The organism is Vibrio hepatarius, assembly GCF_011806575.1.
Taxonomy (GTDB): domain Bacteria; phylum Pseudomonadota; class Gammaproteobacteria; order Enterobacterales; family Vibrionaceae; genus Vibrio; species Vibrio hepatarius_A.
In genome coordinates, this window is record NZ_JAATOO010000025.1 from 38,007 (window position 1) to 60,706 (window position 22,700).

Annotated in this window: 13 protein-coding genes; 10 read left to right on the top strand and 3 right to left on the bottom strand. The window is 45.5% G+C overall.

The features are described from left to right. Positions 1–67 precede the first annotated feature (67 nt). From HCZ42_RS17515 to HCZ42_RS17525, 3 genes are read right to left on the bottom strand one after another with little or no spacing between them, the layout of a single operon-like run. Positions 68–2,698, bottom strand: coding sequence for an MlaD family protein (locus tag HCZ42_RS17515; RefSeq protein WP_167422061.1), 2,631 nt, complete (start codon positions 2,696–2,698; stop codon positions 68–70). Beyond that, on the bottom strand, positions 2,691–3,947 hold the full coding sequence (locus HCZ42_RS17520) for a paraquat-inducible protein A (protein WP_167422062.1): 1,257 nt from the start codon (positions 3,945–3,947) through the stop codon (positions 2,691–2,693). The genes HCZ42_RS17515 and HCZ42_RS17520 overlap by 8 nt, the downstream gene beginning before the upstream one ends. 33 nt (positions 3,948–3,980) lie before the next feature. After that, positions 3,981–5,777, bottom strand: a complete 1,797-nt coding sequence (locus HCZ42_RS17525; protein ID WP_167422063.1) for an ABC transporter ATP-binding protein — start codon at positions 5,775–5,777, stop codon at positions 3,981–3,983. 94 nt (positions 5,778–5,871) lie between these two features. On the opposite strand from HCZ42_RS17525, the gene HCZ42_RS17530 reads away from it, so the two are divergent. The 10 genes from HCZ42_RS17530 (at position 5,872) to rlmKL (ending at position 22,694) form a co-directional block, all read left to right on the top strand. Further along, positions 5,872–6,345, top strand: coding sequence for a GAF domain-containing protein (locus HCZ42_RS17530; protein WP_167422064.1), 474 nt, complete (start codon positions 5,872–5,874; stop codon positions 6,343–6,345). A gap of 98 nt (positions 6,346–6,443) precedes the next feature. Next, positions 6,444–7,073, top strand: coding sequence for an RNA chaperone ProQ (gene proQ, locus HCZ42_RS17535; RefSeq protein WP_053408606.1), 630 nt, complete (start codon positions 6,444–6,446; stop codon positions 7,071–7,073). 17 nt (positions 7,074–7,090) lie between these two features. After that, on the top strand, positions 7,091–9,085 hold the full coding sequence (gene prc, locus HCZ42_RS17540) for a carboxy terminal-processing peptidase (protein ID WP_167422065.1): 1,995 nt from the start codon (positions 7,091–7,093) through the stop codon (positions 9,083–9,085). 133 nt (positions 9,086–9,218) lie between these two features. Next, positions 9,219–9,881: a hypothetical protein gene (locus tag HCZ42_RS17545; protein WP_167422066.1), complete on the top strand. Its 663-nt coding sequence runs from the start codon at positions 9,219–9,221 to the stop codon at positions 9,879–9,881. Between the two features lie 347 nt (positions 9,882–10,228). Then, complete coding sequence (gene pepN, locus HCZ42_RS17550; protein ID WP_167422067.1) at positions 10,229–12,835, top strand: aminopeptidase N; 2,607 nt, start codon at positions 10,229–10,231, stop codon at positions 12,833–12,835. Positions 12,836–13,011: 176 nt separating this feature from the next. Then, the gene (locus tag HCZ42_RS17555; RefSeq protein WP_167422068.1) at positions 13,012–13,230 is read left to right on the top strand and encodes a DUF2835 domain-containing protein; all 219 of its coding nucleotides are present in this window, start codon (positions 13,012–13,014) and stop codon (positions 13,228–13,230) included. A 188-nt stretch (positions 13,231–13,418) separates the two neighbouring features. Then, entirely contained in the window at positions 13,419–18,260 is a 4,842-nt protein-coding gene (locus tag HCZ42_RS17560; RefSeq protein ID WP_167422069.1) for an NAD-glutamate dehydrogenase, read from the top strand. An 88-nt stretch (positions 18,261–18,348) separates the two neighbouring features. Beyond that, positions 18,349–19,359, top strand: a complete 1,011-nt coding sequence (pyrD, locus tag HCZ42_RS17565; protein WP_167422070.1) for a quinone-dependent dihydroorotate dehydrogenase — start codon at positions 18,349–18,351, stop codon at positions 19,357–19,359. 195 nt (positions 19,360–19,554) lie between these two features. Then, positions 19,555–20,100 (top strand): cell division protein ZapC, encoded by a 546-nt coding sequence (locus HCZ42_RS17570; protein ID WP_053408612.1) that lies wholly within the window; start codon positions 19,555–19,557, stop codon positions 20,098–20,100. Between the two features lie 470 nt (positions 20,101–20,570). Then, positions 20,571–22,694, top strand: coding sequence for a bifunctional 23S rRNA (guanine(2069)-N(7))-methyltransferase RlmK/23S rRNA (guanine(2445)-N(2))-methyltransferase RlmL (gene rlmKL / locus HCZ42_RS17575; protein ID WP_167422071.1), 2,124 nt, complete (start codon positions 20,571–20,573; stop codon positions 22,692–22,694). The last annotated feature ends 6 nt before the right edge of the window (positions 22,695–22,700 follow it).

A 22,700-nucleotide genomic window follows, 5' to 3' on the forward strand; every position in this document is an offset into this window, starting at 1 on the left:
GGATTATACCGAATTAATACAAAAAACGCAGCGAAGAGCTGCGTTTTATCGGTTTAAACGTGGTCAATTAAGGTTTTGGGATCGCGGTACGCCACTGTTTCCACTCTTGTTCTGCCGCTGGATAGAGGTAGAACGAGTGACCTTGCTTGGCAACAGGTGCCAGTTGTTTATCTTGTGGAGTAGCGAATGTAACGCCGCCGCGAATTAGGCTATCAACCGTGCCCGCTTTGATATCTGCGCCAGAAATACCAATGGAAACGTCCAAACCAGAAGTATTCCAGAACACACTATTTTGTCTGACTAAGTAGGCGTATTCAGGTTTGATGCTTATCGTAGTGACAACGCGGTCGGCAAACTGACCAAGTTCCACTGATGTAACGCGTCCTACTTCCATCTCACGATAGAGCACAGGCGTGCCTTTGCTCACTGAGCCACGACTCTCGCTCTGTAGAGTAAAGGTCACGCTGTCGCTCACAGGCGCTTCGGCGTTCAAGGTAAACTGACTCGCAGGTTCACCTTTGCCCGGTGCTACATTGATCGATTGGCTAAGTAGGTTTTGAATATTCTTCACGCCACTTAAACCCACTTCAGCTTTCGCTATCCAGAAGTAGGAGTCTGCTTTGGCAATCTTATCAGCAAACTCTGGCAGGATACGCGCGGTGACTTCAACGTGTTCGCGTTTAAAGTCTGGAACGATTAGAGTAACTTCACCCACCTGTACGCCGTTGTACTTGATTGCAGTTCCTTCAACGAGGGTATTTTCTCCGTCAAACGTCAGAGTGATGACTTGGCCATATTTACGTGCCATCTTAAAGTTTTCGTACAATCGCCACTTGCCGTTAAGTTTGTTCTCGACGCCGGGTAGGGAATCAAACGCAATACCGCCTTGAACAAGTGTTTTAAGCGGCGCGGCGGTAACATTGATACCAGTGAGACTTGCGTCGACCTCAACTCCTGAGCGATTCCAGAACACGGTTTGGTCGGTGACTAAATATTTGTACTGGTTTTCTATGCTTGCAGTAATAACTACGCCACCATCTACCAAGCTAAAATCTGAAATCGTACCAACTTGCAGGTTGCGATAGAGCAGTGGACTCCCTTTACTGATAGGAGGCAACTGCGAGGCATACATGGTGAGCTTGGTCGAACCCGATAAATTGTATTTTGCTAACTCAGCTAGAGATTTGTTTTGGTATAGCTTGTATTGCTTGAGCGTATCGTTTGTTCCTTCACTCACAAAGCTAATCGAGCCAGTCAGTAACTGTTTCGCTGGGGGTACATTAATGTTTAAACCAGACTCGGTCAGCTCGGCGCTGGCGCTACCGGTGACGAAAAAGCGGTTCTTGGATTTGATCAGGTGAGCGTAGTTGACGTCGATTAGGGTATCGATGCTGACGTGATCATCGACAAGCTTCACTGCGTCAACCGAACCCACGGTGATGCCTTTGTATAGGATATTGGCGCCTTTATCGAGTCCAAAAGAGTTGTCAGCGATAAGCTGTACCGAGATAGAGCGAGCTTGCTGGCGGTCGAAGTCATTCTGCCTAATCGCGTTAAAACTACGCGCGCGTTTGCCTTCTCCTGGCACTATCGTCAAGTAGTTGCCTTTGACTAAGTTAGATAAGTTGCGAACTTCCGACAATGACAGTTTGGCTTCTTCTAGGATAAATCGCGTACCCGAAGTCAGCATGTCGCTAAATGCGGGTTGAATAGCAGCGGAAGCGACGATGTTTTTGCGCTCATCACGCAGCTGTAGGTCAGTCACCTGACCAATTTCAATCCCACGGTACATGATTGGTGCAGATGCGCTGAGGTTATTATCGTCCGGCAGCGTTACTTTGACTGCAATACCTCGGCCGGCCGTTTTTAGGTCAGGGTAGAGTCTAAATTCAGAGTGCTCGGCCACGGGTTCACCGCCATCTGGTGAGTCCACAGCAATTGCGCCGCCGATAAGAGAACTTAAGCTGTCTAAACGCACATCGACGCCATCAAAGCCGATGGTTGCACCCAGACCGCTCACATTCCAGAAGCGACTGTCGTCGGTGATGATATGACGGAACTCCTCGCGGATAGACGCCTGAATCAGCACGTTCTTAGCTTCTTCATCGAGCTGATAGCTATACACTTCACCGATTGGAATCTTACGATAGATGATTTGAGAGCCGATAGAGAGGCCGCCCAAGTCACGCGCTGTTAGTGTAATACTCAAGCCTTTTTGAGCAAGGATATCGGAAGGCGCACGTTCAAGTGCTTTGTACACCGTCTCTGCGTCGGTGTCTTCTTCACCCGGTGAGATGGCAATGTAATTACCCGAGACTAACGCGTCTAATCCAGAGACACCGGACAAGCTAGCGGTCGGTTTTACCATCCAAAAACGTGTGCCTTTACCCAATAGTTTGGTCGCTTCTGGGTAAATATCTGCGTCAACGTAGATACTGCCCAAGTCTTCTGCAAGCTTGATATCACGTACCATACCGACTTCCAGACCTTGGTACTGAATGGTGGTGCGGCCCGCGACTAAGCCTTGTGCATCCGAAAAGTAGATTTGTACTCTTTCTCCAGCATCTTGGATCGCTTTGAATACTAACCAGCCCGCTAGGACTAAAGTCAATATTGGCAATAACCACAAAGGAGATAAGCCACGAACGCTTTTTACATCTGGCGAGTATGACTTTTGCGAAGGAGTAGGGTTACTCATTTAACGACTCTCTACTGTGTTCTGGGTTCTTATAATTGTCCCAAATTAGGCGTGGATCTATGCTTTCAGCGGCTAACATTGTGAAGACGACGACAAGGCCGAAAGCGACTGCACCGTAACCCGGTGTAAAATCAAGAATTTGCCCGCGGTCGAGCAAAGTCATCATGATCGAAATAACAAACAAGTCCATCATCGACCAGCGGCCGACCCATTTGATAATAAAGTACATCATCATCCGCTGTCGGTGGAACACTCGTCGTTTAAATTTGATAGCGAGCAACAGGTAAGTTAAGCCCAAGATCTTGGCGATAGGCACGACAATACTCGCGACAAAGATGATGATAGCGATACCTGTCATGCCACTGTTTATTAAAGAGGCGACTCCCGAGAAAATGGTGTCTTCAAGACGTTGGCCATTGGTAATCAAAATCGAAATCGGCATCAAGTTGGCAGGAAAAATAGCGACTGATGCAGCAATTAGATAAGCCCAAGTTTTCTGAATCGACTGTGGTTTACGATGGTGAATCGGGTTTTTACAGCGTAGGCACGCATTACCTTCAGGTTGGGATAAGTGGCATGTGTGACAGTGTAGCTTTTTGACGCCAGCATTGAGTTGATTTTCGGGTAAATAGTTTTCCCAGTAGCGACGAACGCTGACTCGCGTTACCAACAGTACGGTGGAGAGCTGCAACAAGAGTAACCCGAATGCCCCAGAGCGGATGAAAATATCTGAGTAATCTTGGAGCTTAAAGCAAGAGATCGCTAAGCTGACCAAGAACACATCGATCATCACCCACGCTTTTAAGTGCTGAATGGTCGCCAACGATAACTTTAACCACTTAAAAGAGCGGTATTTAAGTGCTAGGTGGGCGACGACCACAGACGAAGAGACTAATAAGGGTGCGATTGAGCTACAAAAAACGATCAGTAGCGCGAGCAGCGGAAACCCTTCTTGAATTAGCGCCCAAATCCCTTCAGGTAGTGTTGCCGGGATCATCACGCCAACAAGGCGAATGCTAATGAAGTCAAAAAAGTGCGAAGGGATAAATAGTAACAAACAGGTGATAGCGATAGCTAAGTTGCCTGACAAAGATGGATTGCCACCGCGATAGAGCTGGGTACCGCATCGTGGACAATACGCGTTTTTGCCCTTTGCAATAGAAATGCTATCGACGGGTAACTCACAGCCTTGGCATAAGCGAACGGTTGAAAGTGGTGAACGATGTGAGCAAGTAGGAGACTGGCTCATCGCAAGCCTCCTACTAAGATCTGAGGGTAGGGATTAGCTGTGCGACTGCACGCTACCGTATAGAGTTTGATATAAGCCTTGTTGTTCAACCAACTCTCCATGTGTACCCGCTTGCGTAACTTGTCCGTCTTCTAAAACATAGATTATATCCGCTTGTTTTACTGCGGAAAGCCTATGCGCGACGATCAGTGTGGTTCGTCCTTTGAGGAATTCCGTAAGCGCTTTGTGAAGAGCAGCTTCAGTCGCGGTATCTAGAGCAGACGTTGCTTCATCCAGTATGACAAATTTAGGGTCGCTCAGAATCATGCGTGCAATGGCGAGTCGTTGGCGTTGGCCTCCGGACAATCGAATACCACTGCGGCCTATTTGTGTATCTAGACCGTCATTCAACTGACTGATTACGTCTTGCAGTTGAGCAACTTCTAAAGCGTGCCAGAGTTTTAAATCGTCATACTGGGCACCAAGCGTGAGATTATGCCTCAAACTATCGTTAAATAGTATAGGTTGTTGTAATACAACGGCTATCTGGTCACGTATCACGTCATAGCTTATATCGTCGACTGTCTCACCATTGAAACGAATTGAACCTGAATTTGCGCGATATACGCCGATCAGGAGCTGAATTAGCGTCGATTTTCCGCCTCCGCTTGCACCAACCAATGCCACTTTTTTCCCTGCAGGAATGTGTAGACTTAAGTTGTTGAGCACTTGGTTTTCTTCGTTATATGAGAAGCAGACGTTGTCGATTTGCACATCGACTTCTTGTTCGTCCTTAAATGGATTTACTTTGCTTGGCGGGCGGTGCTCTTCTTCTAACTCAAGCAGTAAGTTGATTCTGCCCAGCGCGGCTTTAGCGCTGTACCAAGAAAACTGAATACCCAATAGCTCCTGGACGGGCGTCAACATAAACCACAAGTAACCAAATACTGCGAAGATTTGGCCGATAGTTAAATCACTGAACAGCACCATCAGCATCGCCACCGCGCGGAATAACTCAAATCCTAGTAAGAACAGCAAGAAGGATACGCGGTTGACTGCTTCGGTCTGCCAAGCGTATTTGTCCGCGTCAACACGAATATCATTAGCTTGTCGCTTGAGTTGATCAAGAAACTCTTTCTCTCTATTTGCCGCACGAAGTTGATAAATGCCGTCGAGTGTTTCCACCAGCCGATTTTGAAATTTCTCGAACGATTGGTTTTCTTGCTTTTTCAAGTGTTTGACTTTGTTACCCAACTTACGTGAAAAGTAGATAACAATTGGGTTGACCAACAAGATGAACAAACCCAAGCGCCACTCTAGCCACAACAGAACGCCTGCGGTGCCGAGTACGGTCAACAAACTGATCAGAAAGCGGCTTAGGGTAGAGCCGATAAACTGGTCGATGGTTTCGACGTCAGTAATCAGATGAGCGTTAATGCTACCACTACCGCGCGTTTCGTATTGGCGAATACTGATGCGCCCAAGCTTATCGATCATTTTGCTGCGCATCTGGTAGGTGATGGTTTTCGACACCAGCGTGAACTGTCGGTTCTGCAAGATGTTCAGCGCTTGGCTGACGCTGCGCATCAGTATCACCATTAATAGTGTCAGGAAGATGTAACCGGTCGGTGTCTGTAAAGAGGCAGGCAGTACTACATTCATCATTGCGATGCCTTCTGCCGGTTTGTTCAGCAGCACTTCATCGACCATCAAAGGCATGAGAAGTGGGATTGGGACACTGACCAAAGTGGCGATAATTGCAATCACATTGGCCAAAACCAGTTTAGCTTTGTGTTTTTTTACTTGAGTTATCAACCAAGAACGGCTAATAGTGTTGGAAGAAGTATTCATTATAATGAGAATGCTTACTATTTAATGGTTTATGACGATTGTACGTAAATTCATTAAGGAAGTCTCGAAATTCAAAATGGAAAAAGCAGTAACTATGACATTTGAACAATACCAACGCTTAACAAAACAAGCTGTCGCACTACTAGAAGATGAAACGGACCTTATCGCAAACTTATCTAATCTTAGTGCGTTATTGAACATGGAGTTAGAGCAGCTCAACTGGGTTGGTTTTTATTTAATCAAAGAAGAACAACTGGTGTTAGGTCCTTTCCAAGGCAAACCAGCTTGTGTTCGTATTCCTGTTGGACGAGGTGTTTGTGGTACTGCTGTCGCGACAAATACTGTGCAACGCGTTTATGACGTTCATCAGTTTGAAGGCCATATTGCTTGTGATGCGGCAAGCAACTCAGAGATTGTTGTTCCATTTTCAATCAATGGTGAGGTTGCTGGTGTTTTAGACATCGACAGTCCAGAAGTGGGCAGATTCAGTGAGATAGATGAGCAGGGCATAACATTTTTGATGAATGAAGTAGAAAAGCTGCTTAATTCACACGCTATCAAGGCATAAATTGCTTCTTCCCTGTGGTTTTTCCCTTGCAGGTCACTATAATACCTGAAATATTTATCTTAATGCTCGCGGACAAGCCGCAATAACCAGGAATCCTCATGGAAAACACTGAAAAGTTAAAAAACAGCAAAGAAGTTATCGCATATATTGCTGAATGTTTCCCTAAGTGCTTTACTTTAGAAGGTGAAGCAAAACCTCTTAAAATTGGTATTTTTCAAGATCTTGCAGATCGTCTAAGCGATGATCCAAAGGTAAGTAAAACCCAACTTCGTGCAGCGTTAAGACAGTACACTTCATCATGGCGCTACCTACACGGTGTTAAGCCTGGCGCAACTCGTGTAGACCTAGACGGTAACCCAGCGGGTGAACTAGAAGAAGAACACGTAGAGCACGCGAAAACTGCATTGGCAGAAAGCAAAGCGAAAGTACAAGCTCGTCGTAAAGAGCAAGCTCAAAAAGCTCGCGAAGAAGGTAAAGCAAAGGCTAAACCGGCTGCTAAAAAGCCTCAAGCCCGTCGCCCACAGCAAAACAAAGCACCAAAAGCTGCTAAGCCAGTAGAAACTCGCGCTCTGAATGCTGACGAAATGATCGTTGGTAAAGAAGTGAACGTGAACATGGGCAAAGGCAACATGGCTGCGACTATCGTAGAAATCAATAAGGAAGATGTGCGAGTTCAACTGACTAACGGCCTGCAAATGGTTGTGAAAGCGGAGCACTTACGCGCATAAAGGAGATACTCCTACGCATGAAATGCCGTTCAAAATTGTCGCTGATTGCTGCTAGCCTATGGCTAGCAGCTTCTTCAGCTCACGCTCTTGAAGCAAAGACAAGTCTTGATGACTTACCGACTCTAACCCCAGAAGCACAGCATGCGACAGCAAGTAAACGTGTCACGTCTTTCTTCAGAACCTCTCATTACAAACACTTCGTCTTAGATGATCAGTTGTCTCAAGCTATGTTCGAACGGTACGTCGAAATGCTTGATTACAGCCGTAACGTGTTTACTCAACAAGATATCGATTCATTCGCTAAATGGGCTGTTCAACTCGATGATCAGCTAAAGTCTGGCAAGAACGATATTGCTTTTGATATTTACAACCTATCAATGAAACGCCGTTACGAGCGTTTCCAATACGCATTATCTTTGCTCGATAAAGAAATGACGTTCGATACGGACGAAAGTATTGAGCTAGACCGCAGTGAGGCCGCTTGGCCGAAAAACGACGCGGAACTGGATGAACTTTGGCGTAAACGAGTTAAGTACGATGCACTTAACTTGAAAATGACGGGCAAAGACTGGAAAGAAATCAAAGAGATCTTAGGTAAGCGCTACAACAATGCGTTGAAACGTCTGAGCCAGGCGCGTAACGAAGATGCGTTCCAGCTCTACATGAACGCCTTTGCTCGCGAGATTGACCCGCATACCAGTTACTTGTCGCCAAGAAGTGCGGACCAATTCCAGACAGAAATGAATCTGTCACTAGAAGGGATCGGCGCAGTGCTTCAAATGACGGAAGACTACACAGTGATTCGTTCACTGGTTGCTGGTGGCCCTGCGTCTAAAAGTAAGCAGTTGTCTGAAGGCGACCGCATTATTGGCGTAGGTCAAGATGGTGAAGAGATCGTTGATGTGATTGGTTGGCGTTTAGATGACGTTGTTCAGCTTATCAAAGGTCCGAAAGGAACAAAGGTTTACCTGCAAATCTTACCGGAAGGTAACGACAGTAAAGCAGAAGTGATCACCATTGTTCGTGACAAGATTCGTTTGGAAGACAGAGCGGTTAAGTCTGAGGTCATCGAGAAAGACGGCAAGAAGATCGGCGTTTTGGAAGTGCCTAGCTTCTACGTAGGACTAGCTCGCGATACAGATAAACTGATCACTGAACTTAAGCAAAAGGGTGTGGATGGCATTATTGTTGACTTGCGCAACAATGGTGGTGGTGCACTGACCGAAGCGACGGCGTTGTCTGGTCTGTTTATAACCAGTGGCCCAGTGGTTCAGGTGCGTGACAGCTACGGCCGAGTGCGTGTTAATGCCGATACAGACGGTGAAATCAGTTACTCTGGTCCGCTAACTGTGTTGGTTAACCGTTACAGTGCTTCAGCATCTGAAATCTTTGCGGCAGCAATGCAAGATTACGGTCGCGGTATCATCTTGGGTGAGAACTCATTTGGTAAAGGTACGGTTCAACAACACCGAGCGTTGAGCAAAATTTACGATTTGTTCGACAAACCTCTAGGTTATGTTCAGTACACCATCCAGAAGTTCTACCGAATCGATGGTGGAAGTACACAGAATAAAGGTGTGGCTCCGGACATCGCTTTCCCAACAGCGGTTGATCCAAGTGAAACGGGCGAGAGTGTTGAAGACAACGCACTGCCGTGGGATAGTATCGAACCTGCGAAATATGATGTGTTACAACGTAACAAAGAGTTGATTGCAAAACTGGATGCTAAACACCAAGCTCGCATCGCAAATGATTTGGAGTTCAAATTGATTGCTGATGATATCGAACGATACAAGGCAGAAAAAGATAACAACTTGCTGTCTTTGAACGAGAAAACACGTAAAGCTGAAAACGACAAAGCAGACCAAGAGCGTTTAGACCGTATTAATTTACGTCAAAAATCGCAGGGTGCGGCTGAGTTTAAGTCTTTGGATGATGTGCCAAAAGACTATGAGGCTCCGGATGTGTATCTTGATGAAGCCGTTGCTATCATGGTGGATATGATTCAATAATTACTGAGTCAGACAAAAAGCGAGCTAAATTAGCTCGCTTTTTTTATGCCAATAATTAATGTGATTTAGATCGAAATTTTAGCCAAATCGTATGACAGTGCCTAAGCTTAGAAAAAAGAGTGAGGGGCATGTTATGAGATGGATTGGATTAATTTGCATCATTTTTAGTATATCTGCGTCTAGTGAGCCGGTACGGGATAACTCGGATTTAACCCAATTCGACCAACCATTTCTGCTCGGGGATTGGTATTTGATTAACCCAAACCCAGAAGCGTCCCAAGAAAACTTTCTGGCGATAAAGCTCTCTTTAAATTCCAACTACAGTTTTAACATCGACATCCAGAAGAAAGACTATTCCGTTGACCACTGGGACGGTGAATACAACGCTAGCGACAATACGTTGATTTTGGGATTGAACACATCAGAGCCGCAAGTCTACCAATACTCTGCCAATCACCATCTGCTTAACCTCAATGGCGTCACCTTTACTAAAGCACTCTCCAATTCTCTCGCTGGATTTTGGTCAAGCCAACACTTAGCAGGTGATGACCTGATGGCGAGTGACGTCCACAAAATGGACCTCGTGTTGCAACCAGACTTTCTGTTTACCTTCCGAGTCAGAAACCAAAATGGCGTAGAAGTGGTGCATAGTGGCGTTTATTACACCGAAGGCAACCAACTCGTGTTGATGTACGAAAACGGTGAGCACGAAACGCGTTATACACTCAACCGAGATACGTTGACCTTAGGAGAAGAAGAAGGTGGTATGTACGCAGTACTAAATAGAATCCGCTAACGTGTTATTACCCACTAGATTGTTAAAGAGATTTTTGCTTGTTTAATAGTCAGATTGTTTGGTGTAGAGACAAGAATCAGAGAAAAAACGAGGTATTTGTTTTTAATGCCTCGTTTTTTTATTTGTGGAGTTGTAAGCTAGTAGCCAATTTTCGGGCTATTTTTCTAGTGGGCAAATTAAAACTGCCTAGCTGGAACAAGCAACCGCTCGATTCATACAGCATTAGTAAAACGAGCTCTTGGGTAACAGACAACACAGGAGCGTTTGTGCTTAAGCACACTATTAATGATGCTCAGGTTTGATGCATCGACGTGCATTACTCACCACTCAGTCAGAAGGATTTAGACATGGCTCAGACCCCTCAAGCCAAATATCGTAAAGATTATCAATCACCATCTCACACTATTACCGATCTAGACTTAACTTTTGATCTGTTTGATAACGAGACCATCGTGACGGCAGTTTCACAAGTTAAGCAACTAAAAGACTCAACCACGCTACAGCTTGACGGAGAAAGTCTGAAGCTGCTTAGCGTAACAGTGAATGGTGAAGCTTGGACTCAATACCAAGAAGCCGAAGGTATGCTTGAACTCAACAACCTTCCGCAAGAGTTCGAACTGATAATCGTGACTGAAATTGATCCAGAAGCGAACACTGCACTGGAAGGTCTATACAAGTCGGGTGGTGCATTCTGTACTCAATGTGAAGCAGAAGGTTTCCGCCGCATTACTTACTATCTCGATCGCCCAGACGTTTTAGCAAAATACACCACCAAAGTGATCGCCGATAAAGCGGCGTACCCGTTTTTGCTAAGTAACGGTAACCGTATTGCACAAGGCGATCTTGAAGGTGGTCGTCACTGGGTTCAGTGGCAAGACCCGCACCCAAAACCCGCTTACCTATTTGCGCTAGTAGCCGGTGATTTCGATGTATTGCGTGACCACTATGTGACTAAATCTGGACGCAATGTTGAACTGGAAATTTTTGTCGATAAAGGGAACCTAGACCGCGCACCGCATGCGATGACATCTCTGATTAACTCGATGAAGTGGGACGAAGAGCGTTTTGGCCTAGAGTATGACCTTGATATCTACATGATCGTTGCGGTTGATTTCTTCAACATGGGAGCGATGGAGAACAAAGGACTTAATATCTTTAACTCTAAGTTCGTTCTGGCCAACGAGAAAACAGCAACCGATACCGATTACTTAGGCATTGAAGCGGTTATCGGCCATGAGTACTTCCATAACTGGACGGGCAACCGAGTGACGTGTCGCGATTGGTTCCAGCTAAGCCTGAAAGAAGGTTTAACGGTATTCCGTGACCAAGAATTTTCTTCAGATCTTGGTTCGCGCCCAGTTAACCGAATCAATAATGTTCGCATTATTCGCGGTCCTCAATTTGCCGAAGATGCTAGCCCAATGTCACACCCAATTCGCCCAGAAAAAGTAATAGAAATGAATAACTTCTACACTTTGACTGTGTACGAAAAAGGGAGTGAAGTTATCCGCATGATGCATACATTGCTCGGGGAAGAAGGCTTCCAAAAAGGCATGAAGTTGTACTTTGAGCGCCATGATGGAACGGCGGCAACCTGTGAAGACTTTGTCGCAGCAATGGAAGATGCAAGTGGCGTCGATCTAAAACAATTCCGTCTTTGGTACAGCCAATCAGGTACACCTACGGTGAAAGTCAGCAGTGAGTTTAATGCCGACAAGCAAACTTACTCATTAACGGTAGAGCAATTAACCGAACCCACTCACGACCAAAAAGACAAACAACCACTGCATATTCCATTCGACGTTGAGTTATATGCAGCAAATGGTGATGTGATTGAGTTACGCTGTAACGGAAGGGCAGTTGGTAATGTACTGGATGTGACCGAAGCGAAGCAAACCTTTGTGTTTGAAAACGTTGCTGAACAGCCAATTCCATCGCTGCTGCGCGAGTTCTCTGCGCCAGTGGTACTGGAATACGACTACAGCGATGAAGAACTAGTGTTCCTAATGGTTCGCGCGCGGAATGAGTTCGCTCGTTGGGATGCCGGACAAATGCTACTGGCGAAATACATTCGCAGCAACGTAACACGCGTTCAAAGTGGGCAAGACGTTGAGTTGCCAGCCGCGGTTGTCGATGCTTTCCGTGGTGTATTGCTATCACAAGATCTTGAACCAGCGTTTATCGCAGAGATGCTGGCATTACCAAGCCACAATGAAGTGTCTGGTTGGTACAAACAGGTGGATGTAGATTCGGTTGCTAGCGTATTGAAAGCGATCAAAGTTCAATTGGCGAACGAGTTAATCGACGAGTTTAGCGCGATTTACCATAGCTTAAAGCAAGATGTGTACACCATCGAGCACGCGGCAATTGGCCAACGTTCTCTACGTAATACCGCTCTGGCTTACCTTGCACATACTGCATTGGGTAATGAGTTAGCAGAAAAACAGTATGCTGACGCAAACAACATGACAGACACCATTGCGGCGATGAGCGCTGCCAATAGTGCGCAGCTTGCGTGCCGTGAAGCATTGATGGCTAGCTACAGTGAACAGTGGAAACATGATGGCTTGGTGATGGATAAGTGGTTCGCGCTGCAAGGAACAAACCCAGCAGATAACGTACTGCAAGTGATCAAAGCGACTATGGAACATGAGGCGTTCAGCCTCAAAAACCCAAACCGCACTCGCAGTTTGATTGGTTCATTCCTCAATATGAACCCAGTGCGTTTTCACGCTAAGTCGGGTGAAGGTTACAAGTTCGCGGGTGAAATTCTACGCGAGCTCAACAGCAGCAACCCGCAAGTAGCGTCACGCTTAATAGACCCTCTACTTAAGTTCCGTAAGTACGATGAGGAGCGTCAAGCTCTAATCAGAGCCGAACTAGAAGTACTTAAGTCAATGGATAACCTGGCTAAAGACTTGTTCGAGAAAGTGACCAAAGCGCTCGAAGCTTAAGTCGACAGAAATGAAAAATAGCACCTCAGGGTGCTATTTTTTTATCGGTAATCTGTGGTGAAATAGGTATCTGAAAGCAAATGACACGTACTTCAGCGGTTAATTTAAAGATAGCTGTGCATATATACAGTGGTTTTGTTATCTCGCTAAAAACGCTACTTTTTTGAACAACTAGAATGAATTATTACTATTTTTCGCTCAACATCTCATATCAAACTTTTCTTTCGCACTATAATGGTGCGGCTAGTAACGTTCTTGTGACTACCGACAATGGATTGCGCCTTCAATTGCCAGCATCCAGATTCAGACCTTTCTTGAGCCAAATTGGCGTAAAAGGCCGTTTTCGCTTAACAACTGACCATAATAATAAGTTTATGAAGTTAGAAGTTCTGTGAGAAACTGATTTTATAGAAGTTTAAATAGAACCTTAGTCACATTATCAAACATTTCACCTCATACCACTCCCAAAACAATTAACTATTTGTCAATAAAGCTTTTACAATAACCCTGCATTACCCGTGTTAAGCACTATGCTTACGACATCCCCTGCAAATACATAATATTCTAATAGTGGAGTGTGAATATGACCGCGCGTGAAACATTGATGCCGGTTCTTCTTGAAAAAGTGTACAAGCTTATTCAAGACAAACTCGAGCTTGCTCATCAACCCTTAGTCACTCAACTTGCTCAGCATTTATTTAGCAATATCTCACAAGATGACTTAATCGAACGTAACGAATCTGACCTTTATGGCGCTGTTGTTAGCCTTTGGCACCACATCAGTGAAAAGGGTGCAGAGGATGTTTCTGTTCGAGTCTTTAACCCTACCGTTAGCCGTCAAGGCTGGCAGTCCACACACACTATTGTTGAAATCGTAGTTCCAGATGGTCCTTTCCTGGTTGACTCGATTAAGATGGCACTTAGTCGTTTGGACTTGGCATCTCACTTAATGCTCCATGGTCCAACCCAAATTGCTCGTTCTTCAACTGGTGATATCTCTAGCATTAACCAGGGTGAGGGCGCGTTACAGTCACTATTCCATATTGAAGTTGACCGCTTGAGCGACAAAGCTGCGATGAGTTCATTAAAAGAAGAACTGCTAAGCATTCTTAAAGATACTCGTCTAGTGGTACAAGATTGGCAGCCGATGGTTGAAAAACTTGAAGTGGTAACCAATCAAGTAGAAGCACAACAAGGCAAAGTAGAAGTAGAACGTGATCGTTATGAAGAAACGATTAACTTCCTACGTTGGTTAGGCCAGCACAACTTTACCTTTATGGGCTACAAAGAATTCGACCTTGTTTCTGTCGATGGCGATACTGAACTTCGTCCGACCGAAGAAGCGGGTCTTGGTCTGTTCTCTGACCCATCTCGCGTACGTGCAGTTAAGTTGTCTGAGTTCCCAGACTCTGCACGTCTCGAAGCGAAGAAACCATTCCTATTGAATATGACCAAAGGCAACGTGCCTTCGCGTATTCACCGTCCGGCGTACACGGACTATGTCGGCATCAAGAAGTTTGATGCGAAAGGCAAAGTTATCGGTGAGCACCGTTTTACTGGTCTTTACACTTCTGCAGTGTACAACCAGAGTGTGGCAGGTATTCCACTGATTCGTGAAAAAGTGCAACGTATTCTGAAAGCGAGCGGCTACCGTGAAGGTTCGTACTCGTACAAAGCACTGCACAATATTTTAGAGAACTACCCGCGTGATGAACTGCTGCAAGCAAAAGAAGAAGAGTTGCTTGAAGTCGGTATGGGCGTGGTGCAAATGCAAGATCGCGATCTACTGCGTTTGTTTGTTCGTCGTGATCCTTACGGTCGTTTCTTCAGCTGCATGGTGTATGTGACTAAAGATCGTTACAACACTGAATTGCGCCGTCAAACTCAACGCATTCTGAAGCAGTACTTTGGCTGCGATAAAGAAGTGGAGTTTACGACGTACTTCTCTGAAAGCCCGCTTGCAAGAACACACTATATTGTTCGTGTTGATAACAACAATATCGACGTAGACGTAAAAACGATTGAGCAAAATTTAATGGAAGCATCTTCAACTTGGGATGATCGCCTATCTGACGCGATCGTAGCGAACTTTGGTGAAAGCAAAGGTCTGCCTTTCTCGAAAGAGTACATGCGCGCATTCCCACGTTCGTACAAAGAAGATGTTATGCCGGGCTCTGCGGTTGATGACATTCAGCGTTTAGAAGCGTTGAGCGACGACAACAAACTAGGCATGCTGTTCTACCGCCCACAAGAGTTAGGCGCCGATTCAAAAGCCGTACGTTTGAAGCTTTACCATCGCGACGAGCCAATCCATCTATCTGACGTGATGCCAATGTTGGAAAACCTTGGTCTGCGCGTTATCGGTGAGTCTCCTTACGAAGTACGCAAAGCAAATGGCCAAGTGTACTGGATCCTTGATTTCTCGATGTTACATAAGAGCGAGAAAACGGTGGATCTTCGTGAAGCTCGCGATCGTTTCCAACAAGCGTTTGCTGCGATTTGGGAAGGTGAGCTAGAAAGCGATGGTTTCAACCGATTGTTGCTTGGAGCTTCATTAACTGGCCGTGAAATCTCGATTCTACGTGCGTACGCTCGTTACATGCGTCAGGTAGGTTTCCCATTCAGTCAACAATACATTGAAGATACGTTAAGCCACTACCCAGATTTGGCGAAAGGCTTAGTCGATCTATTCGTGAAACGCTTTGATCCAAAATTCAAAGGTAGCGAAAAAGGTCAAAACGATCTTATCAAGAAGATTACCGAGCAGTTGGACCACGTAGATAGCTTGGATGATGACCGTATCATTCGTCGCTACATGGAGATGATCACGGCGACGTTACGTACCAACTACTACCAGTTGGACGAGAACAAGCAGCCGAAACCTTGGTTATCTCTAAAGATGAAACCAAGTGACATACCGGAAATCCCACAACCTGTTCCTGCGTTTGAGATCTTCGTTTACGCACCAGATATCGAGGGTGTTCACCTTCGTGGCGGTAAAGTTGCACGTGGTGGCTTACGTTGGTCGGATCGTCAAGAAGACTTCCGTACCGAAGTTCTTGGTCTGGTGAAAGCGCAGCAAGTTAAGAACACGGTAATCGTTCCAGTGGGCGCGAAAGGTGGTTTCGTTTGTAAACGTCAGCACACAATGAATGGCCGCGACGAGATCTTCGCTGAAGGTCAACGTTGTTACAAACGCTTTATCCGCGCACTACTTGACGTGTCAGATAACATCATCGAAGGTGAAGTAGTACCACCTAAGAGTGTTGTTCGCCACGATGAAGACGATCCATATTTGGTTGTTGCAGCGGATAAAGGTACAGCGACATTCTCGGATCTTGCGAACTCAGTTTCAGCAGAATACAACTTCTGGCTTGGTGATGCGTTTGCGTCGGGTGGCTCAAATGGCTACGACCACAAAGCAATGGGTATCACTGCGAAAGGCGGTTGGGAATCAGTGAAACGTCACTTCCGTGAAATGGGCATTGACTGTCAAACCACAGATTTCACTGCGATTGGTGTGGGTGATATGGCGGGTGACGTATTTGGTAACGGTATGCTGCTTTCTAAGCACATTCGTTTGCAAGCTGCGTTTAACCACATGCACATCTTCATCGATCCAAACCCAGAGTCAGCTCCAAGCTGGGAAGAGCGTAATCGCTTGTTCAATCTTCCGCGTTCAAGCTGGGAAGATTACAACCCAGAACTCATTTCTAAGGGTGGTGGTGTATTCTCACGTCGTGCAAAATCGATCGAGTTGACACCTGAAATCCAAAAAATGATCGGTACTAAGAAAGCTTCGATGGCACCAAACGAGCTCATCAAGATGATCCTAAGCATGAAAGTGGATCTTCTATGGAACGGCGGTATCGGTACTTACGTGAAAGCATCAACTGAAACGCATACTGATGTTGGTGACCGTGCAAACGACGTACTACGTATCGATGGCCGTGACCTACGCGCTAAAGTCGTCGGCGAAGGTGGTAACTTAGGTATGACTCAGTTAGGTCGTATTGAATACGCTCTTACTGGTGGCCGTGTTAACACTGACTTCGTTGATAACGTTGGTGGTGTAGACTGCTCGGACAACGAAGTTAACATTAAGATCTTCCTAAATGGTCTTGTGGCGAATGGTGATCTCACGATCAAACAGCGCAACCAAATCCTAGAGTCAATGGAAGACGAAGTGGGTGAGATTGTTCTCGATGACGCCTACTGCCAATCTGAGTCTATCTCAGTGACAGAGCAGCAGGGTACTTCGTTGGTGAAAGAACAAATTCGTTTCATCCATGCTCTGGAAAAATCTGGTCACTTAGACCGTGCACTGGAATACATTCCGGATGATGAAACTCTGCTTGAGCGTGAGAAACAAGGTCAAGCTTTGACACGCCCTGAGCTTTCAGTATTGATCGCTTACGCGAAAATGGTTCTGAAAGAAGATCTTGCACAAGCTGAGATCGCCGATGATAAATTCCACGCAGAACAGCTAGTTAAGTACTTCCCAACAGAGTTACGCCGTAACTACATGGACCAAATGGTTAACCATCCGCTGCGCGTTGAAATCATTGCAACAGCATTGGCAAACCAAATGGTTAACGAAATGGGTTGTAACTTTGTCACTCGTCTACAAGAAGAAACGGGCGCTTCAGTTGTTGATATTGCAAACGCATATGCTGCAGCTCGTGAAATCTACGGACTAGGACAAGTGTTCGAAGAACTGCGTGAGTTAGACAACCAAGCGTCGACGCAAGCTCAGTACGATATGATGTACTATGTTCGTCGTACACTACGTCGTCTGTCACGCTGGTTGCTACGTAATCGTACCGGTAAGCAATCTGTCAATGAACTGATTGCGCTATACCAAGCGGACGTTGCGACAATCAAAGCTGATCTAGACAACATGCTGGTTCCTGCAGAAGTAAAAGAGCATGACGAAATGGCGAAAGCTTGGATTGAGCAAGGTGTGACCGCTGAACTAGCGAATTACGTATCTCGTTTGTCTAGCCTATACTCAGTACTGGATATTTCCACAGTATCCCGTGAAACAGGCAAATCAGTTGAGAAAAGTGCAAAACTGTACTTCAACCTTGGCGATCGTTTGTCACTGCATTGGTTCTTGAAACAAATCAATAACCAAGCGGTAGACAACAACTGGCAAGCACTGGCTCGTGCTGCATTCCGTGAAGATCTCGATTGGCAACAACGCCAGTTAACTGGACAAGTGCTAAGTTGCGGTTGTACTTCTGAAGCGCTAGACGTAATGCAAGCGTTAGAAGACTGGGTGAACGCGAACGAAGTTTCACTTCAACGTTGGGAAAGCATCCTAAACGAGTTCAAAGTGGGTTCAGTTCACGAGTTTGCCAAGTTCTCCGTTGCATTGCGCGAACTAATGTTACTAAATCTGAATTGTTCAGCTATTGAGTAATGATTACTCATAATTAATTGAATTATTCGGTAAAACATTTGATAATACAGCCCCGTTTATAACGGGGTTTTTTTCTTTCGGAGGCACGATGCTTTACCGTCTAGCCAGAACTGGCTTTTTTCAACTTGATGCCGAAAAGGCACATGATCTTGCAATTCAAAACTTCAAACGTTTCACCGGCACTCCTCTCGATCTTTTCTATCGTCAACAACTTCCAACTCGTCCAGTAGAATGCATGGGGCTTACATTCCGTAATCCAGTAGGACTTGCTGCGGGTTTAGATAAGAACGGTGAGTGTATTGAAGCTTTCGATGCAATGGGCTTTGGCTTTGTTGAAGTAGGTACGGTTACACCACGTCCTCAATCAGGCAATGACAAACCACGTCTTTTCCGCTTAGTAGAAGCAGAAGGGATCATCAACCGCATGGGTTTCAATAACCTAGGTGTTGATAATCTAATTGAGAACGTTAAGAAAGCGAAGTTTGATTGCGTACTCGGTATTAATATTGGTAAGAACAAAGACACGCCAATCGAAAAGGGCGCGGAAGATTACCTGATCTGTATGGAAAAGGTTTACCAATACGCAGGCTACATCGCGGTAAACATTTCATCACCAAATACCCCGGGACTACGTTCACTACAATACGGTGAAGCATTGGATGAGCTGCTTGCAGAGCTGAAGCAGAAACAATCAGAGTTGGCGGCGAAGCACGATAAGTATGTACCGCTGGCACTGAAGATCGCACCGGATCTTAGCGATGATGAGATCAAACAGATCTGTGAATCATTGATCAAAAATAACATTGACGGTGTTATCGCAACCAACACGACACTAGACCGTAGCATGGTTGACGGTATGAAGCATGCGAATGAAGCGGGTGGTCTAAGTGGTCGTCCGGTTCAATCAAGAAGTACTGAAGTGGTTCGCCAACTTCACGACCAACTTGGTGAACAGATTCCAGTTATCGGAGTAGGTGGTATTGATTCCTACGTGGCAGCAAAAGAGAAAATGATGGCTGGAGCCAAACTTGTACAAGTTTACTCGGGTTTCATTTATCACGGTCCTGGCCTAGTGGCGAAGATCGTCAAAAACCTTTAAGGTCTGACAATAAGTTATTGATTGTCGTGACATTGTCACGCGATGATGTTCTTAACTTTATAGCGTTTTATCGAGAGGAAATGAGTTTTCATTTCCTCTTTTTTTTCGTTTACGAGCTTATAAAATTCAATCTATTGCTTGGAAAGGTAATTAAGCGTTTTACCTAGAATCACAACTAATTAAGAGATTGGAATAATGCTTAAACCCAGTGACAAATGGACTTGGTACTATGATGACTCAGAAGGGCATTTAATGCTCGACTTGGGTGATGGCATGGTATTCAAGACAAACCTTCCTCGTAAACTCATTGTGGATTGTGCAATTGGCATTAACGAATTCTCAGTTGATGATGCTGCTGCCTTTATGACTTATAAAGAACAGATTGCATATCTTGATTTATCGGAACCGCGCCAAGCTGAGCTGGCTCTATATTGTGTCGCAGCGAAGCGTTTCCACAAACCGGTTCAACCTAAGAGCTGGTTCTTTGATTCGCTATCTGATGGTTCAGTCCATGTTGAAGAGGGAGACTTCGTTCAGCTAAACAGTTCGAGCCACAGTGGTGTATTCATTATTTTAGAAGTTGGAGAGTGCGCAAGTTTGTGTGCTTCCGTCTCGCTGGAAGAGTTTGTGTTAAGCGGCTCGAAAACACTGGTATTTGGCCAGGCGATTAAAGTCATGCATGACCGTATGCTTCCAGTGAATCACCATTTCCAAGTCCAACCAATTGCTATGGTTGGCTAAGTTTCGTTCCTTTTTTCATTTCCCATCGGCCTCATGGCCGATTTTTTTTGCCCAAATTCAGGGTGCTTAACACTTATCTGAGCAACTTACTCCGACTCAATTGTGAGAAGCGTGCAGTTTTCATCCATTAAACGCCTATTATTTTTCCACTTTTAACCCGGTTTGAGAGGGGGAATTCATCCATAATTCCCCATTTAACCTAATTCTGTAATTTAATTTCACCAATTTTTGGTGTTGGTATAGACCAAAGCTGGTGTGAATAAGCATTCACTATCACCATAAGGACCATAAATTGGTAAAAAAGTAGCTGGCATAAGTGCAGATGTGAAAGTTAGCGACAGAAGGCGCTTTTAGGTGAATAAATGCTCAGTTAGACGGTGCGAGGAGTGAGAAACCGTAATTGCGTTAACGAATTTGAACCAATGTCGGGTATAATGCGGGGTCATTTTCTAAGAAATAAAAAGTTCACTATGCATCAATATCTTGCGGTTACTTCCAATGGGCTGGAGAACCTGTTAGTTGAAGAACTAACAAAGCTAGGGATTACCAATGCTAAACCTGTTCAAGCAGGGGTCAGATTCAAGGCATCTAACGAGCAAATCTATCGTTGCTGTTTATGGAGCCGACTAGCTTCGCGTTTTGTGCGCATTCTTTCTGAGTTCACGTGTAACGATGATATGGATCTCTACCTGGCTGCATCTGCGGTGAATTGGGTGAATCAATTCCATAGCACGAAGAATTTTGTGGTTGACTTCAATGGTACAAACCGCGAAATCCGCAATAGCCAATATGGCGCCATGAAGGTAAAAGATGCGGTAGTGGACGCATTCAACAAAAAGAACTTGCCACGACCTTCGATCAGTAAAGATCGTGCTGATCTTCGCATCCATGTCCGCTTACATCGAGACAAAGCCATTCTTGGTATCGATATGGTTGGCGGTGGCTTGCACCAACGTGGCTATCGTCCAGAGTCGGGTAAAGCACCTCTACGTGAAACATTGGCTGCGGCTATCATTCTTCGTAGTGGCTGGGATGAGAGCAAACCTCTACTAGACCCTATGTGTGGGTCTGGTACTTTGCTTATTGAAGCGGCAATGATGGCGGCGAACATGGCGCCAGGTGTTAATCGTAAGAAGTGGGGATTCGAGTCACTAGAAGACTTTGAACCAGAGCTATGGGCAGAGATTAAATCTGAAGCTGCGGTACAAGCAAGACGAGGCGTCAAAAAAGTTGACGCTAAGTTTTATGGCTTCGATAACGATGCTCGAGTCCTACAAACAGCTCGAGATAACGCCCGTCGGGCAGGTGTAGCAGATCTGATTGAATTTAAAGAGGCTGACGCTGCTAAGGTTGTTCGCCCTGCAGAGTTTATCAATGGTGTTATCGTATCAAACCCACCTTACGGTGAGCGTTTGGGGACACATCCAGGGTTGATTGCTCTCTACACCGCATTTGGTGCTCAATTGAAAGCACAATTTGGCGGTTGCCAGGCGTCGATCTTCTCTAGTTCTGATGAGCTGCTAAGCTGTCTTCGTATGCGTGCGGACAAGCAATACAAGCTGAATAACGGCGCGCTACTGTGTCATCAGAAGAATTATTCAATCAGCGATCGTCCAGTAGAGAATTCAGGTGACGCTGTCACAGAGTCAACGATCGCTCCAGACTTTTCAAACCGCCTGAAGAAGAATATCGCGAAGATCGGTAAATGGGCACGTAAAGAAAAACTGGACTGCTACCGTATCTACGACGCTGATTTGCCAGAATACAATGTGGCGATTGATGTCTATCTGGATCATCTTGTGATTCAGGAATATGCAGCGCCAAAGAATATTCCAGAAGAGACAGCGAAGCGACGCTTAACGGATATTATTCGAGCAGCTATCCAAGTAACGGACACAGACGCGAACAAGGTCGTGTTGAAAGTCCGTGAAAAGCAAAAAGGTCGCTCGCAGTACCAAAAGCTTTCGCAAGAATCAGAGACCATGACCGTTAATGAATACGGCGTGAAGTTGATCGTAAACTTGCATGACTACTTGGATACTGGTTTGTTCCTTGACCATAAAATTACCCGCCGTAAGTTGGGCGAAATGGCACAGGGCAAAGACTTTCTGAATCTATTCGCTTACACAGGTTCTGCGACGGTACACGCTGCTTGTGGTGGGGCTAAATCGACTACAACAGTTGATATGTCTAAAACCTACCTAGATTGGGCGAGAGAGAACATGAAGCTCAATGGGCTGGTAGGTCGTCAGCATCGTTTCGAGCAGGCTGACTGCTTGCAGTGGTTAGAAAAGTCGACTGCTCAGTTTGATCTTATTTTTATCGATCCGCCAACGTTCTCCAACTCGAAGCGCATGGAACAGAGCTTTGACGTTCAGCGCGACCATATCCAGCTAATGACTAACCTTAAGCGTCTGCTGCGTGCTGGTGGCACCATTGTATTCTCGAACAACAAACGTCACTTTAAGATGGACGAGGAGAAACTGGCAGAGCTTGGTTTGGAAGCGAAGAACATTTCACACCAAACGTTGCCAATGGATTTCTCGCGCAACAAACACATCCACAATTGCTGGATCGTGACTCATAAGGACTAAGTAGAC